Source organism: Inquilinus limosus (assembly GCF_002195995.1).
In the GTDB taxonomy this organism is placed as follows: Bacteria; Pseudomonadota; Alphaproteobacteria; order DSM-16000; family Inquilinaceae; genus Inquilinus; species Inquilinus limosus_C.
This window is the reverse complement of record NZ_NHON01000010.1, coordinates 12,003-25,820: the sequence shown is the minus strand read 5'-3', so window position 1 is coordinate 25,820 and position 13,818 is coordinate 12,003. Positions and strand designations below refer to the sequence as shown.

The window sequence follows — 13,818 nt, the reverse complement described above, 5'->3', positions numbered from 1 at the left end:
GTGGCGGTGTGCCATCGAGCGGGGCGAGCCGGCGAGGACCCGGATGCCGATACAAAAGGGGCGGCGGGAAACCCGCCGCCCCGGATCCGTTCGATGCGTATTCGTTCAAGTGTGGGCCCAGGAGATCGAGACGATTCCCGAATTGTCCTGGAACCGGTCGCTGTGCAATCCCGGGGACGAGCTGGTCAGGCTCAGCGTGTGCTTCTGCCCGGCCTGGGTCAGGATGGTCAGCGACAGGCTGCCCGACCCCGCCCCCTTCGGTCCCTGGCCATAGGCGTAGAAGACCGAGTTGATGATGCCGTTGTTCTGCTGATAGGTGATCCACTGCACATTCGCGCCATCCGGCCCGACGATGCAGCTGCTGAGATTGGTGCTGCCGTTGATCGCCAGCTGGCTGCCCTGATACAGCGGGTTGGACGGGTCGCTGATCGAGGCGTCGTAGTTGCCGCAGGCGTTGCCGCCGGGCCAGTTCACCACCGGCAGGCTGTCGGGCCGCGCGTCCACCAAAGTATCGGTCATGACATAAATCCTTATGAAATAAATAGAGAAAGCAACTTCATCTAAGATCATCAATCGAGCGCCGCAATTTGTTTTATTTTCTTCAAAATCACCAAGAATGCGACCAAAGCGGATTGCGCCCCGACCCACGGCGTCGGCCGTGCCGATGGGCGGCCCGGCCAGCACGGCCCCGCTACAGCCCCACCGCTCCCGGCGGTGCCAGGGACAGGCGGCGGGCGGCGGCGAGCAGGGTGTCGAGCAGCGCGCCCTGCCGCTCCGCCGGCGTGTCCAGCGGCGTGACCAGGCATAGGGTCGCCACCGCCCGCCCGTCACGGTCGATCACCGGCGCCGCCAGGCAGCGGGTGAAGCGGTCCACCAGTTCCTGCGTCACGGCATAGCCGCGCGCCCGCGCCGCCCCGGTCTCGGCGACGAATTCGGCCGGGTCGATCCGCTCGCCGTTCGGCAGCGTGAAATCCTCCGCCGGGATGAAGCCGGCGATGCCCGCGGCGTCGAGATGCGCCACCAAGAGGCGGCCCGACGCGGTCCAGGGGATCGGCAGCCGGATCCCGACCTCGGAGGTGATGCGGAAGGTGCGCCGCCCGGGCTCGTTCAGCATCACCACGTATTTGTCGCCGTCGAGCATGCAGAACTGCGCCGTCTCGCCGGTCTCGGTGGCCAGCCCCAGCACCTCGCGCCGGGCCCGGCTCAGCAGGTCGACCCCGGCGACATAGGTCTGGGCGTAATAGTGCACGGCGCGGCCGAAGAACACAGCCCCGCCCTCCCCCGCCGGCTCCAGGATCCGCGCCGCGGTCAGCCGGCCGACGATCTCGTAGAGGGTCGAGCGCGGCGCGCCGATCGCCTTGGCCAGCTCACCCATCCGCACCGGCCCGCGCCGCGCCTGCAGATATTCGAGGATCGCCACCGCCCGGTCGATGCCGCGCTCCCGGCTGGTCGCTTCCGCCATGGCTGCCCCCTTCGCTGCGGTCGATTGCATTCGTCCCAAGCCGAGCCTATCGTGCCGATTGTCCGACATACAAGATCATTGTCCGATATACCGGACAAAGAACATGGAGGCTGAAATGCGCATCGTGACCCGGACGCTGCTTTCGGTCAGCGCCGCCGCCCTGCTGCTGGGCACCGCCGGCGGCGCCGTGGCGGCCGACAAGCTTCAGGAGGTGCTGAGCCGCGGCAAGCTGATCGTCGGCACCGGCAGCACCAACCCGCCCTGGCATTTCAAGACCGAGCAGGGCGACCTGGCCGGCTTCGACATCGACATGGCGAAGATCATCGCCAAGGGCCTGTTCAACGACCCCAGCAAGGTCGAGTTCGTGGTCCAGTCCTCCGACGCCCGCATCCCGAACCTGACCACCGACAAGGTCGACATCACCTGCCAGTTCATCACCGTGACGGCGGCGCGGGCGCAGCAGGTGAACTTCACCATCCCCTACTACCGGGAGGGCGTCGGCCTGCTGCTGATGAAGGACGGCAAGTACAAGAGCTATGACGAGCTGAAGGCCGCCGGCAGCGGCGTCACCGTCTCGGTGCTGCAGAACGTCTATGCCGAGGACATGGTGCATGCGGCCCTGCCCGGCGCGGCGGTCGATCAGTACGAGAGCACCGACCTGATGTACGAGGCGCTGAACTCCGGTCGCGCGGACGCCGCTGCCACCGACATGTCGTCGCTGCGCTGGTTCATGAAGCAGAACCCGGACCGCTATGTCGACGCCGGCTATGGCTGGAACCCGCAGACCTATGCGTGCGCGGTGAAGAAGGGCGACCAGGACTGGCTGAACTTCGTCAACACCGCGCTGCACGAGGCGATGACCGGGGTCGAGTTCGACACCTATGCCGCCTCCTTCGAGCAGTGGTTCGGCCAGCGCCCGCCGGCCCCGGCCATCGGCTTCCCGACCGAGATGCGGTGAGGCTCTGACGACAGGGGCCTGAGACAGCCCCCTCACCCTCCCGGCCCCGACGGGCCGGGCCCCTCCCTCTCCCCGAGGGAGAGGGGATTTTCACCTCTCCTTGGGGAGAGGTCGAAATCGCGCAGCGATTTCGGGTGAGGGGGTGGCTCAGGCCCCGCCATCGACACCAACGGAGACGCGGGTGGACTACCAGTTCAATTTCGGCGTGGTGTGGGCCAGCCGCGACCTGCTGCTGAGCGGGCTGGCGCTCGGGCTCGGCCTGGCCGTGGTGTCGATCCTGATCGGCTGCGTCCTCGGCCTCATCGGCGCCTTCGCCGCCACCTCACGCAGCCGGGCCGCCCGCGGCCTCGCCTCGGCTTACGTCACCTTCTTCCGCAACCTGCCGATCCTGGTGATCCTGCTGTTCGTGTTCTTCGCCCTGCCGCGGGCGGGGATCCGCCTCGACAAGATCGACAGCTTCGTCGCCTCGCTCTCGGTCTATGCCGGCGCCTATCTGGTCGAGGTGTTCCGCGCCGGCATCCAGTCGGTGCCGAAGGGCGTGATCGAGGCCGGCACGGCGCTCGGCCTGCGGCCGATGCAGATCCGCCGCCTGCTGGTGGCGCCCTTGATGCTGCGCAACATCCTGCCGGCGCTGGGCAGCAACTTCATCTCGCTGTTCAAGGACACGTCCCTGGCCGCCGCCATCGCGGTGCCGGAGCTGACCTTCTATGCCCGCAAGGTCAACACCGAGAGCTTCCGCGTGATCGAGACCTGGATGGTCACCAGCCTGCTCTATGTCTTCACCTGCACCATCATCGCCCTGCTGCTGCGCCGGCTCGAGGCGCGGCTGCGGCTGCCCGGGGGAGCCCGCTGATGGACGCCTTCCTGCAGCAGGTCTGGGTGGCGCGCTGGGCCCTGCTCGACGGCGCCTGGCTGACGGTGCAGATCTCCGTCGTGTCGATCCTCGCCGGCACCATCTTCGGCGTACTGGTCGGCCTGGCCCTGACCTACGGCCCCCGCGCCCTGCGCTGGCCCGCCCGCCTCTATGTCGACTTCATCCGCGGCACGCCGGTGCTGGTGCTGGTGCTGGCCGCCTTCTACGTCCTCTCGGTCATCGGCATCCAGCTGACCGCGGTGCAGGCCGGCATCTTCGCCCTGGCCGTGTTCTGCAGCTCGCATGTCGGCGAGATCGTGCGCGGCGCGCTGCAGGCGATCCCGCCGGGCCAGACCGAGGCGGCGAAGTCGCTGGGCCTGACCTTCCGCCAGACCATCCGGCTGGTGCTGCTGCCGCAGGCGCTGCGCCAGATCCTGCCCAGCTGGGTCAACACCGGCACCGAGATGGTCAAGGCCTCGACCCTGCTGTCGGTGATCGGCGTCACCGAGCTGCTGCTGGCCACCAAGGAGGTGATCAGCCGCAACTATATGAGCCTGCAATTCTACCTGCTGGCCGCGGCGATCTATTTCGTCGTCAACTTCGCCATAGAGCGGCTGGGCAAGGCCCTCGGCCGCCGCGCCGCCCTGCGCTGACGCGCGGCCGGCCGGCCCCGGGTCACGTCCTCCGCCCCGGCCGCCCGTCGGAATTGCCACAAATAAATATTACGGTTTTATGCGGAACCGGATCGGACTTCGATCTCGATCATTTACTTTAATTCCGTCATATCTGGAAATCAGATTCCATTCGACAGAATCCGCTCCCTATCCTTTGCAGATCGAGTCTATATAGACTTCGAATCGGTCGCGAAATCATTTACGAATTACCGAAACCTTTAAGAGTCGTTTTGGCTTCTTGGATTTCCGCGACGGTCGGCGGCCCTGAGGGCCAAGCCCCGCCCGCGGTGGGCTGCGTCCTTCAACCATCCTGTGTGACGGCACAATTGGGGGGAAACATGAGCAACGGTTCCGACGTCATCATCGGCACGCCGGGCGACGACACCATCGATGCCGGCGGCGGCAACGACATCGTCAGCGGCGGCGCCGGCAACGACACCATCGACGGCGGCAGCGGCTTCGACGTCATCACCGGCGGCGCCGGCGACGACATCATCGACGGCAGCGAAGGCTTCGACGTCATCGATGGCGGCGACGACAACGACTGGGTCCGCGGCGGCACGGGCGACGACGTCCTCAGCGGCGGCGCCGGCCGCGACAAGATCGCCGGCGGCGACGGCAACGACGTGATCGACGGCGGCAGCGGCAACGACCTGCTGCGCGGCGGCGCCGGGGCCGACATCCTCAGCGGCGGCGCCGGCATCGACGTCGCCAGCTATGCCGAGAGCAACGCCGCGGTCTCGATCAACCTGGCGACGCATGTGAACCATGGCGGCAGCGCCGAGGGCGACGTCATCAGCAGCGACATCGAGGCGATCCACGGCAGCCGCTTCGGCGACACGCTGACCGGCGATGCCGGCGACAACATCCTGCGCGGCCTGGGCGGCGACGACACGCTGACGGGGGACGCCGGGGCCGACCGCCTGGTCGGCGGCGGCGGGGCCGACCGGATCGAGGGCGGCGCGGGCGCCGATACGCTGATCGGCGGCAGCGGCGCCGACAGCTTCGTCTATGCCGCGGCCGGCGACACCGGCACCGACATCGCCGGCCGCGACGTCATCGTCGACTTCTCCACCGCCGATGGCGACCGCATCGACCTCAGCCGGATCGACGCCGACGGCAATGCCGGCAACGGCGACACCGCCTTCAGCTTCATCGGCCACGCCGCCTTCTCCGGCCAGGCCGGGGAGCTGCGCTTCGATGCCGCGGGCGGGCTCGCCGTGATCTCCGCCGACATCGACGGCGACGGCCAGGCCGATTTCACGATCGCGCTGCTCGGCGGGCACGTCCCGGCCGCGGAGGACTTCCTGCTCTGACGGCGCGGCGGCGGACCGGGCGGGGCGAGACGGAACAAAGCGGGGCACCGCGGGTTGCCTTGCCGTCCCGTTTTGCCCCGAGATCCCGATGACCCGCCGCCTGATCCTGCCGCTCGCCCTCGCCGCCGCCCTGCTGGCCGCCGGCTGCTCCAACATGAACCGCGAGGCGCGCGATACGCTCGGCGGCGCCGGCATCGGCGCGGCGGGCGGCGTCGCCCTGACCGCGCTGACCGGCGGCAGCCTGCTGGCCGGCGGCGTGATCGGCGCGGCCGCGGGCGGCGTCGCCGGCAACCTGAAGAGCAAGGGCTACTGGTAGCCGGCCCGGCGGGGCATGCCCGCCCTCGCCCGGGGCCGGCAATCTATCATTTGATTATCTTCCCAAAAGACGAAACGATAGAATCGTCATTTCAGGAGGGAGGGTAATAATGGCAACGCTATCCATTAAGCCCCTGCTTGTCGGGGCCGTGCTGATCGCCGCCGCTGCGGCGATGCCGGCCCGGGCCGGGGATGTCCCGCTGGTCACCGGCGCGCACTGGACCAAGGCATCCGATGCCGAGAAGAAGGCCTTCCTGGTCGGCGCCGCCAACGTCATCTCGGTCGAGTACGAGCTGCGGAAGGATGACCGCCGCACCCGGCCGGGCATGATCAACGCCCTGATCACCAAGCTGCAGCCGATGTCGCTGGCGGACATCTCCAAGGCGGTCGACGACTATTACGCCGCCCATCCGGACCAGGTCTCGCGGGCGGTGATCGAGGTCATCGTCACCGACGTGGCCAAGGTCGAACCCGGGCGCAAATAGGGAGGGCACGATGATGAAGCGGATTCTTCTGCCCGTGGCGCTGTGCGGCGCGCTGCTGGCCGGCGGCTGCAGCAACCTGACCCGCGAGGAGCAGACCACCCTCACCGGCGGCGCCATCGGTGCGGCGGGCGGCGCCGCGATCAGCGCGCTGGCGGGCGGCAATGCCGGGATCGGCGCCCTGATCGGCGGCGCGGCCGGCGCCGTTGCCGGCAACCTCAAGGGCAAGGGCTACTGGTGATGCCCCGGCGCGGCCCGCCGCACCGGCGGGCCCGCCTCGACCAGCGACAGGAGGGGATCGATGCGCACGATATCGGTATTGTCGGCCCTGGCCGGGATCGTGCTCGCGGCGGGCGCCGCGAATGCCGCAACGGACCGGGCGGACCATGCGGTCCCGGGGCTCGCCGCATCCCCGACGCCGAGCGCAGCCAGGACGGGAACGCCGGATGGAGCCGGAACGATCCCTCGCGATCCCTCGATGCTGATGGCAAGCCCGCCCGAGGGTAAGGGGAAAGGCAAGGGCGGCGGCTCCGACGACGCCAAGGGGAAGGGCAATGGCTAGGATCAAAGTCCACTCCGCCGAAACTCGTCCTTGACGCGGCACCCGCCGCCCGCGATACAGAGGCCATGTCCGTGATCCCGTCCCGCATCGTCACCAGACGCAGCCGCATCGCCGTCGGCGGGACGCCCGGACTCTGTGTGCGCTGATCGCGGTCAGCGCCTGATCCCAGACAGCCCCGCCGGAAACGGACGGGGCTTTTTCATGGCCGCATTCCCGGCCGCCGTGCACCCCGTCCGCCTTTTGAAGATGGAGGACGCACCCGTGACCCAGAACATCTACGACACACCCGGCTTCTTCGCTGAATACAGCCGGCTGCGCCGGTCGATCGAGGGCCTGGACGGCATGCCGGAATGGCCCGCCATGCGCGCGTTGGTCCCGGACCTGGCCGGCCGCCGCGTGGTCGATCTCGGCTGCGGCTTCGGCTGGTTCTGCCGCTGGGCGCGGCAGGCCGGCGCCGCCGAGGTGCTGGGCCTCGACGTGTCGGAGAACATGCTGGCCCGAGCCCGGGCCACCGACCCGGACATCGCCGTCGCCTATCGCCGCGAGGACCTGGAGCGGCTTGATCTGCCGGCCGCCTCCTTCGATTTCGCCTACAGCGCGCTGGCGCTGCACTACATCGCCGACCTGGAGGGGCTGCTGGCGCGGCTGCACCGGGCACTGGCGCCGGGCGGGCGGCTGGTGGCCTCGGTCGAGCACCCGATCTACTCCGCCCCGTCCGACCCGAAATGGGTGCGCGACGAGGCCGGGCGCGACACCTGGCCGGTCGACCGCTACCTGGACGAGGGGCCGCGCGTCACCGACTGGCTGGCCAAGGGCGTGGTCAAGCAGCACCGCACCATCGGCGGCACTGTCGACCTGCTGCTGCGGGCCGGCTTCACCCTGTCGCATCTCGAGGAATGGGGCCCGACCGCGGAGCAGATCGCCGAGCATCCGGACTACGCGATCGAGCGCGAGCGCCCGGCATTCCTCCTCCTCGCCGCCGACCGCTAGCGCCGGAGACCATCGTGATCCGCCCCCGCAGCCTGCCCTTCCTGGCCCTGCTGGCCGCCCTGGTGGCGCTGGGAGGGCTGGCGATCGACATGTACCTGCCGGCCTTGCCGACCATCGGGGTGGAGTTCGCGGCCGGGCCGGACCGGGTGCAGCTGACCATGAGCGTCTACCTGCTCGGCTCCGCCGCCGGGCAGATCGTGATCGGCCCCTTGAGCGACCGGTTCGGCCGCCGGCCGGTGCTGATCGGCGGCTTCCTGCTGTTCGCCGCCGCCAGCCTCGGCGCCACCTCCGCCGGCTCGGTCGAGACGCTGATCGCCTGGCGGCTGCTGCAGTCGCTGGGCGCCTCGGCCGGCGGCGTGCTGGCGGTGGCAATCGTGCGCGACAGCTACCCGGTCGACGGCGCGGCCCGCACCGTGGCGCATCTCAGCACCATCATCGGCCTGTCCCCCGCCGTCGCCCCCTTCATCGGCGGCGCGCTGCTGACCGTCTTCGGCTGGCGCAGCATCTTCGCCGCGCTGGCCGCTTCCGGGCTGGCCCTGGCCGCCATCGTCGCCTTCGGCCTGGGCGAGACCCGGTCGGCCAGCGCCCGGCCGCCGGCGACCATGCTGGCCCATCTGCTCCACAGCTACGCCACGCTGCTGCGCGACCGCCGCTTCCTGGCCTATGTGCTGTGCGTGTCCTTCGCCTTCGCCGGGCTGTTCACCTTCGTCGCCGGCTCCTCCTATGCCGTGATCGAGCATTGGGGCGTGCCGCCGGCCCGGTTCGGCGCCATCTTCGCCGTGCTGCCGGTCGCCTTCATGGTCGGGGCCCAACTCGGCGCCCTGCTCGGCCGCTGGCTCAGCATCACCGCGCTGCTGTCGATCGGGGTGCTGGTCTGCTGCATCGCCGGCCTGGCCCTGGCGGCGCTGTACCTGCTCGACGGCGGGCTGGTCGCCTTCATGCTGCCGGTCGCGGCCTATATCGTCGGCGTCGGCATCATCCTGCCGCAGGGCATCGCCTGCGTCATGGCCGACCACCCGCAGATGGCCGGCGCCGCCTCGGCCGTGGCCGGCTGCGCCCAGCTCGCCGTCTCCGCCGCCGTCGCGGCGCTGGCGGCGGCGCTGTCCGACGGCACGCCGCTGGCCATGGCCCTGACCATGGCCGCGGTCGCCCCCGCCGCGCTGCTGGCCGAGCGCATCGCCGTCCGCAGCCGCAGCACCCAGCCGGCCTGACATCGGGCCGTCAATCCCGCTTGACCGAATGTTCCTCCTATGTTCCTATCGCTCGAATGGAACATAAGAGGAACATCATGAGCGACTGGACCTTCATCCGCGAGACCGTGACCCTCACCCTGGTGTTCGGCGCCTGCTACGGCCTGGCGGTGTTCGGCTATGCCTGGGGTCTTTGACCGGCCCTACCCGATCGCGGTCGGCTCCGGCGGCAGGGCGCGCGACTTGCCGTCGCCGTCGATCGCGACATAGGTGAAGGTGCCGTCGGTGACCTTGACCACGCTGTGGTCGGTGCGGCGCTGCACGAAGGTCTCGATCCGCACCTTCATCGAGCTGCGCCCGGTCGACACCAGCTCGGCATAGCAGGAGACGGTGTCGCCGATCCTGACCGGGGCCAGGAAGCTCATCGCCTCCACCGCCACCGTCGCCGTGCGGCCCCGCGCCCGCTCATGCGCCACCACCGCCCCCGCCAGATCCATCTGCGACAGCAGCCAGCCGCCGAAGATGTCGCCATTCGGATTGGCGTCCTTCGGCATGGCAATGGTGCGGAGGGCCGGCATCCCGGATGGCAGCAGCAGGGTGGTCACGGATGAAATCCTAGATTTGGTTACGCAGAAGGCCGGAAGTGTCTATATGATGGAGCCAGCCCGCAGTTCCACGAGAAGACCCCGATTCCGGATCATGGCAGATCTGTTCGAGCCCGGCACCAACTCCAACGGCCGCTACACCGCCAGCGACATCGAGGTCCTGGAGGGGCTGGAACCGGTGCGCCGCCGCCCCGGCATGTATATCGGCGGCACCGACGACCGCGCCCTGCACCATCTGGTGGCGGAGGTGCTGGACAATTCCATGGACGAGGCGGTGGCCGGCCACGCCAACACCATCGACCTGTGGCTCGACGCCGACGGCTTCGTCACGGTCCGCGACAACGGCCGCGGCATCCCGGTCGACGACCACCCGAAATACCCCGGCAAGTCGGCGCTGGAGGTGATCCTCACCACCCTGCATTCCGGCGGCAAGTTCTCGAACAAGGTCTACGCCACCTCGGGCGGCCTGCACGGCGTCGGCCTGTCGGTGGTCAACGCCCTGTCGGATGACCTGCGGATCGAGGTCGCGCGGGACCGCCAGCTCTTTCTCCAGCGCTACTCCCGCGGCCTGCCGCAGGGCCCGCTGGAGCGCGGCGGCGCGGTGCAGAACCGGCGCGGCACCACGATCAGCTTCCATCCGGACCCGGAGATCTTCGGCGCCGACGCCCGGCTGCAGCCCGGCCGGCTGTACCGGCTGGCGCGGTCCAAGGCCTATCTGTTCCGCGGCGTCGAGATCCGCTGGCGCTGCGACCCGGCGCTGGTGGCGGGCGACGACCGCACCCCGGCCGAGGCGGTGCTGCATTTCCCCGGCGGTCTGTCCGACTACCTGAAGGCGGCGCTGAACGAGCGGCCGACGCGCACCCCCACCGCCTTCGCCGGCACCGCCACCTTCCCCGATGGCGGCGGCCAGCTGGAATGGGCGGTGGCCTGGCCCGAGGATGACGACGAGGGCTTCGTCCACACCTATTGCAACACCATCCCAACGCCGCAGGGCGGCACCCATGAGCAGGGCCTGCGCGGCGGCCTGCTGCGCAGCCTGCGCGGCTTCGCCGAGCTGGCCAACCACAAGCGCGCCGGCCAGATCATCGCCGACGACGTGATGTCCGGCGTCGCCGTGCTGCTGTCGATCTTCATCCCAAACCCGCAGTTCCAGAGCCAGACCAAGGACCGTCTCTCGTCGCCCGAGGCCACCAAGCTGGTCGAGGGCGCCATTAAAGACCATTTCGACCATTGGCTGTCGGCCGACCCGAAATCGGCCGAGGGGCTGCTGGAGTTCCTGACCGAACGGGCCGAGGAGCGGCTGCGCCGTAAGCAGGCCAAGGAGAACGGGCGCAAGACCCCGACCGCCCGCGTCCGCCTGCCCGGCAAGCTGGCCGATTGCAGCCGCAACGCGCCGGAAGGCACTGAGATCTTCCTGGTCGAGGGCGACAGCGCCGGCGGCTCGGCCAAGGCGGCGCGCAGCCGCGAGACCCAGGCAATCCTGCCGCTGCGCGGCAAGATCCTGAACGTCGCCAGCGCCTCGGCCGACAAGCTGGCCGGCAACCAGGAGATCGCCGACCTGACCCTGGCGCTGGGCTGCGGCACCCGCGGCCAGTATGCCAGCGACAAGCTGCGCTACGAGCGGGTCATCATCATGACCGACGCCGATGTCGACGGCGCCCATATCGCGTCGCTGCTGATGACCTTCTTCTACAAGGAGATGCGCGGGCTGATCGCCGAGGGCCACCTGTTCCTGGCGCAGCCGCCGCTGTACCGGGTGCAGGCCGGCACCACCACCGTCTATTGCCGCGACGACGCGCACAAGGACGAGGTGCTGGCCAAGCAGTTCGCCGGCAAGAAGGTCGAGATCAGCCGCTTCAAGGGCCTGGGCGAGATGATGCCGGCGCAGCTGCGCGACACCACCATGGACCCGGGCAAGCGGTCGCTGCTGCGGGTCGACCTGGTCGACGACCCGGAGGACGAGATCGACGGCCGCCGCACCGCCGACCTGGTGGAGCAGCTGATGGGCCGCAAGCCGGAGCTGCGGCTGCGCTTCATCCAGCAGAACGCCGACAAGGCGACCGAGTTGGATATCTGAGGCCGGCGGCCCGACCTCTCCATCCGTCATTGCGAGGAGCGCAGCGACGAAGCAATCCAGGGGCCACGCCAAACGACCCTGGATTGCTTCGCTGCGCTCGCAATGACGATCCTTACATCAGCGTAGGGCGCAAGATCGTCTGGGGCATCCCGCCGCAGCCTGTGACCCGGGGCACAAGCGGGGCCGAACGGTTCGCGTAGAAACCCTGGAGCCGGCCGATTGGCGGCGCCCCGCGCCGCGCCATATCATAGGACCGGCCGCCGCATCGAGAACTGACATGATCCAGCACGCACTCCGCCTCTTACCCCTCGCAGCCCTCGCCTTGGCCGGCTGCGCCAGCGACCGGGTGGTCGTCTCCGACATCAGCTCCCGCTACTCCCGGGTCGAGTTCTCGGCCGCCGCGGATGGCCGCGACCTGCGCACCGTGGTCCAGGGCAATCCCTTCGGCACGCCCGGCTTCGACCAGGCGGTGACCCAGATCATGAACCGCACCTATGTCGGGCCGAAGACCAACTTCACCACCACCCCCGGCCCCACGGCCAAGCGCGACTATTTCGTCTCGGTGGTGTTCAACCCGTCCCCGGACGTCGTGCCGTTCGCGTTGTGCAACAGCGCGCCGATCCCGACCGCACCGCCGAATCCGAACCGGATCACCGCCCGCGCCGCCTTCTGCATCACCGGCGGCGAGGCCACGGCCGTGACCGGCTATGTCGACAATGTCAAAGGGCCGGACGATCCGAACTTCGTCAGCATGATCCAGCATATGATGCTGTCGATGTTCCCGTACTGATCGCGTGGGGCGCCGGACGGTCCGGCGCCCGCCCGCGGGGGTCGAGAAAGGGGAAACGCCATGATCCTGCTCCGATGCGCCCTCGCCGCCGCCGCGCTGCTGGCGCTGGCCGCCTGCTCCGGGCCGCGGATCGTGCGCAGCGACCTCGGCATGATGTATTCGACCGGCGAGCTGTTCCGCGCCGCCGACGGCCGCGACCTGCGCACCGTGGTCCAGGGCAACCCCTTCGGCGCGCCGGGCTTCGACCAGCGGGTGACCGAGATCATGACCGGCACCTATGTCGGGCCGAGGACCCGCTTCACCACAACGCCCGGGCCGACCGAGAACCGCGACTACTTCGTCTCGGTGGTGTTCAACGCCCGGCCCGAGGTCAACCCGTTCGACCTGTGCGACCGCAAGACCTGGACCACCGCCCCGGCCAAGCGGCCGATCGTGGTGCGCGCCGCCTTCTGCATCCTCGGCCGCGAGCAGTCGGCGGTGGCGGGCTATCTCGACCAGGCGACCGGGCCGGACGACCCGCAATTCGTCTCCCTGGTCCGCAACCTGACCATCCAGCTCTTCCCCTATGTCCTGCCGGCGCCGTTCGGCCGGCCGGATTTTCCGTGAGGAGCCCGGTGAAGGGGGAAGAAAGCCGTCCTCGTTTGTCATCCTCGGGCTTGACCCGAGGATCCAGGGGCTTTCAAGAGCCGCTCTCGGTGGCCCCTGGATTGCCGGGTCAAGCCCGGCAATGACAACAAAGGTTGGGATCAGGGACTCTATCCACAACCCCAGAAGCTTAACCGGACAGCAGTGGGTCAAGCCCGGCAATGACAATCAGGGGTAGCCGGACCAGCCTCAGCCCGGCAGCCGCCCGAGCCAGGCGGCCAGCGCGGCGTTGACGGCGTCCGGCCGTTCCATGGTCGAGAGGTGGCCGCAATCCTCGACCACGACCAGATCCGCGCCGGGGATCAGACCCGCCATCTCCTCCGACACCGCCAGCGGCGTCAGCGCGTCCTGGCGGCCGCAGACGACCACGGCCGGGCAGCCGATCCGCGGCAGGTCCGGGCGGCTGTCCGGCCGCCCGAGGATCGCCGTCTGCTGCCGCAGGAAGGCGTCGCGGCCGATCCGCGCCGCCATCGCCATCACCCGGCCGGTCAGCGCCTCGTCCTCCAGCCGGCCGGGATGCAGCAGCATCGGCAGCAGCCGCGGCGTCACGCCCTTGAACTCGCCCTTCCGGGCCAGGGCCAGCAGGCCGCGCCGGCGGCGGCTCTGCTCCTCCGTGTCCGGCCGGGCCGAGGTGTCGATCAGGGCCAGGCCGGCCACCCGCTCCGGCGCCCGGCGCAGGATCTCGAGCGCGACATAGCCGCCCATCGACAGCGCCGCCAGGGCGAAACGCGGCGGCGCCGCGTCCAGCGCCGCCTCCGCCAGCCCGGCCACGGAATCGGCGCCGGTCAGGCTGGCCACAGCTACGGCGCGCCCGGCCGAGAACGCGTTCAGCTGCGCCGCCCACAGGTCGGCGTCGCACAGCAGGCCCGGCAGGAACAGGACCGGCAGAGTCATCGGAC

General features: G+C 69.5%; 17 protein-coding genes. 13 read left to right on the top strand and 4 right to left on the bottom strand.

Translation table 11 applies throughout. The annotated features are described in order from the left end of the window. Positions 1-105: 105 nt before the first annotated feature. Both BWR60_RS07360 and BWR60_RS07355 read right to left on the bottom strand, forming a co-directional pair. Positions 106-519 carry a hypothetical protein gene (locus BWR60_RS07360; RefSeq protein WP_088150360.1) on the bottom strand — a complete coding sequence of 138 codons (414 nt, stop codon included), beginning with the start codon at positions 517-519 and terminating at the stop codon, positions 106-108. A gap of 172 nt (positions 520-691) precedes the next feature. Beyond that, on the bottom strand, positions 692-1,462 hold the full coding sequence (locus BWR60_RS07355) for an IclR family transcriptional regulator (protein WP_230982983.1): 771 nt from the start codon (positions 1,460-1,462) through the stop codon (positions 692-694). Between the two features lie 115 nt (positions 1,463-1,577). Here BWR60_RS07355 and BWR60_RS07350 point away from each other — a divergent pair, with 115 nt between their 5' ends. From BWR60_RS07350 to BWR60_RS07310, 10 genes are all read left to right on the top strand, one after another. Further along, the gene (locus tag BWR60_RS07350; RefSeq protein WP_088150358.1) at positions 1,578-2,420 is read left to right on the top strand and encodes a transporter substrate-binding domain-containing protein; all 843 of its coding nucleotides are present in this window, start codon (positions 1,578-1,580) and stop codon (positions 2,418-2,420) included. Positions 2,421-2,601: 181 nt separating this feature from the next. Continuing rightward, positions 2,602-3,273 (top strand): amino acid ABC transporter permease, encoded by a 672-nt coding sequence (locus BWR60_RS07345; RefSeq protein WP_088150357.1) that lies wholly within the window; start codon positions 2,602-2,604, stop codon positions 3,271-3,273. Further along, a complete protein-coding gene (locus BWR60_RS07340) occupies positions 3,273-3,926 on the top strand; it encodes an amino acid ABC transporter permease (protein ID WP_088150356.1) in 654 nt (217 codons plus the stop codon). Before BWR60_RS07345 ends, BWR60_RS07340 begins: the two co-directional genes overlap by 1 nt. 359 nt (positions 3,927-4,285) lie before the next feature. Beyond that, positions 4,286-5,263 carry a calcium-binding protein gene (locus tag BWR60_RS38635; protein ID WP_088150355.1) on the top strand — a complete coding sequence of 326 codons (978 nt, stop codon included), beginning with the start codon at positions 4,286-4,288 and terminating at the stop codon, positions 5,261-5,263. An 88-nt stretch (positions 5,264-5,351) separates the two neighbouring features. Beyond that, positions 5,352-5,579 carry a hypothetical protein gene (locus tag BWR60_RS07330; RefSeq protein WP_179221665.1) on the top strand — a complete coding sequence of 76 codons (228 nt, stop codon included), beginning with the start codon at positions 5,352-5,354 and terminating at the stop codon, positions 5,577-5,579. Positions 5,580-5,688: 109 nt separating this feature from the next. Further along, the gene (locus BWR60_RS07325) at positions 5,689-6,063 is read left to right on the top strand and encodes a hypothetical protein (protein WP_144445544.1); all 375 of its coding nucleotides are present in this window, start codon (positions 5,689-5,691) and stop codon (positions 6,061-6,063) included. Between the two features lie 13 nt (positions 6,064-6,076). Next, on the top strand, positions 6,077-6,301 hold the full coding sequence (locus tag BWR60_RS07320; RefSeq protein ID WP_179221664.1) for a hypothetical protein: 225 nt from the start codon (positions 6,077-6,079) through the stop codon (positions 6,299-6,301). Between the two features lie 60 nt (positions 6,302-6,361). After that, positions 6,362-6,622 (top strand): hypothetical protein, encoded by a 261-nt coding sequence (locus BWR60_RS36220; RefSeq protein ID WP_144445543.1) that lies wholly within the window; start codon positions 6,362-6,364, stop codon positions 6,620-6,622. Positions 6,623-6,883: 261 nt separating this feature from the next. Then, positions 6,884-7,612 (top strand): class I SAM-dependent methyltransferase, encoded by a 729-nt coding sequence (locus BWR60_RS07315; protein ID WP_088150434.1) that lies wholly within the window; start codon positions 6,884-6,886, stop codon positions 7,610-7,612. Positions 7,613-7,626: 14 nt separating this feature from the next. After that, positions 7,627-8,823 carry a multidrug effflux MFS transporter gene (locus tag BWR60_RS07310; protein WP_179221663.1) on the top strand — a complete coding sequence of 399 codons (1,197 nt, stop codon included), beginning with the start codon at positions 7,627-7,629 and terminating at the stop codon, positions 8,821-8,823. 182 nt (positions 8,824-9,005) lie between these two features. Here the strand turns inward: BWR60_RS07310 and BWR60_RS07305 are convergent, their stop codons facing one another. Next, positions 9,006-9,407 carry an acyl-CoA thioesterase gene (locus tag BWR60_RS07305; protein ID WP_429913015.1) on the bottom strand — a complete coding sequence of 134 codons (402 nt, stop codon included), beginning with the start codon at positions 9,405-9,407 and terminating at the stop codon, positions 9,006-9,008. A 94-nt stretch (positions 9,408-9,501) separates the two neighbouring features. On the opposite strand from BWR60_RS07305, the gene parE reads away from it, so the two are divergent. The 3 genes from parE (at position 9,502) to BWR60_RS07290 (ending at position 12,880) form a co-directional block, all read left to right on the top strand. Beyond that, positions 9,502-11,484 (top strand): DNA topoisomerase IV subunit B, encoded by a 1,983-nt coding sequence (parE, locus tag BWR60_RS07300; protein ID WP_088150351.1) that lies wholly within the window; start codon positions 9,502-9,504, stop codon positions 11,482-11,484. Between the two features lie 277 nt (positions 11,485-11,761). Beyond that, positions 11,762-12,274 carry a hypothetical protein gene (locus BWR60_RS07295; protein ID WP_144445542.1) on the top strand — a complete coding sequence of 171 codons (513 nt, stop codon included), beginning with the start codon at positions 11,762-11,764 and terminating at the stop codon, positions 12,272-12,274. A 60-nt stretch (positions 12,275-12,334) separates the two neighbouring features. After that, entirely contained in the window at positions 12,335-12,880 is a 546-nt protein-coding gene (locus BWR60_RS07290; RefSeq protein WP_088150349.1) for a hypothetical protein, read from the top strand. A 228-nt stretch (positions 12,881-13,108) separates the two neighbouring features. Here the strand turns inward: BWR60_RS07290 and BWR60_RS07285 are convergent, their stop codons facing one another. Further along, on the bottom strand, positions 13,109-13,813 hold the full coding sequence (locus tag BWR60_RS07285; protein WP_088150348.1) for an alpha/beta fold hydrolase: 705 nt from the start codon (positions 13,811-13,813) through the stop codon (positions 13,109-13,111). Between the last annotated feature and the right edge of the window lie 5 nt (positions 13,814-13,818).

What these genes read in the sequence shown, in the direction of transcription:
- BWR60_RS07360 (WP_088150360.1), bottom strand. Translation starts at nt 519, where the DNA reads ATGACCGATACTTTGGTGGACGCGCGGCCCGACAGCCTGCCGGTGGTG.
- BWR60_RS07355 (WP_230982983.1), bottom strand. Translation starts at nt 1,462, where the DNA reads ATGGCGGAAGCGACCAGCCGGGAGCGCGGCATCGACCGGGCGGTGGCG.
- BWR60_RS07350 (WP_088150358.1), top strand. Translation starts at nt 1,578, where the DNA reads ATGCGCATCGTGACCCGGACGCTGCTTTCGGTCAGCGCCGCCGCCCTG.
- BWR60_RS07340 (WP_088150356.1), top strand. Translation starts at nt 3,273, where the DNA reads ATGGACGCCTTCCTGCAGCAGGTCTGGGTGGCGCGCTGGGCCCTGCTC.
- BWR60_RS38635 (WP_088150355.1), top strand. Translation starts at nt 4,286, where the DNA reads ATGAGCAACGGTTCCGACGTCATCATCGGCACGCCGGGCGACGACACC.
- BWR60_RS07330 (WP_179221665.1), top strand. Translation starts at nt 5,352, where the DNA reads ATGACCCGCCGCCTGATCCTGCCGCTCGCCCTCGCCGCCGCCCTGCTG.
- BWR60_RS07325 (WP_144445544.1), top strand. Translation starts at nt 5,689, where the DNA reads ATGGCAACGCTATCCATTAAGCCCCTGCTTGTCGGGGCCGTGCTGATC.
- BWR60_RS07320 (WP_179221664.1), top strand. Translation starts at nt 6,077, where the DNA reads ATGAAGCGGATTCTTCTGCCCGTGGCGCTGTGCGGCGCGCTGCTGGCC.
- BWR60_RS36220 (WP_144445543.1), top strand. Translation starts at nt 6,362, where the DNA reads ATGCGCACGATATCGGTATTGTCGGCCCTGGCCGGGATCGTGCTCGCG.
- parE (WP_088150351.1), top strand. Translation starts at nt 9,502, where the DNA reads ATGGCAGATCTGTTCGAGCCCGGCACCAACTCCAACGGCCGCTACACC.
- BWR60_RS07295 (WP_144445542.1), top strand. Translation starts at nt 11,762, where the DNA reads ATGATCCAGCACGCACTCCGCCTCTTACCCCTCGCAGCCCTCGCCTTG.
- BWR60_RS07290 (WP_088150349.1), top strand. Translation starts at nt 12,335, where the DNA reads ATGATCCTGCTCCGATGCGCCCTCGCCGCCGCCGCGCTGCTGGCGCTG.
- BWR60_RS07285 (WP_088150348.1), bottom strand. Translation starts at nt 13,813, where the DNA reads ATGACTCTGCCGGTCCTGTTCCTGCCGGGCCTGCTGTGCGACGCCGAC.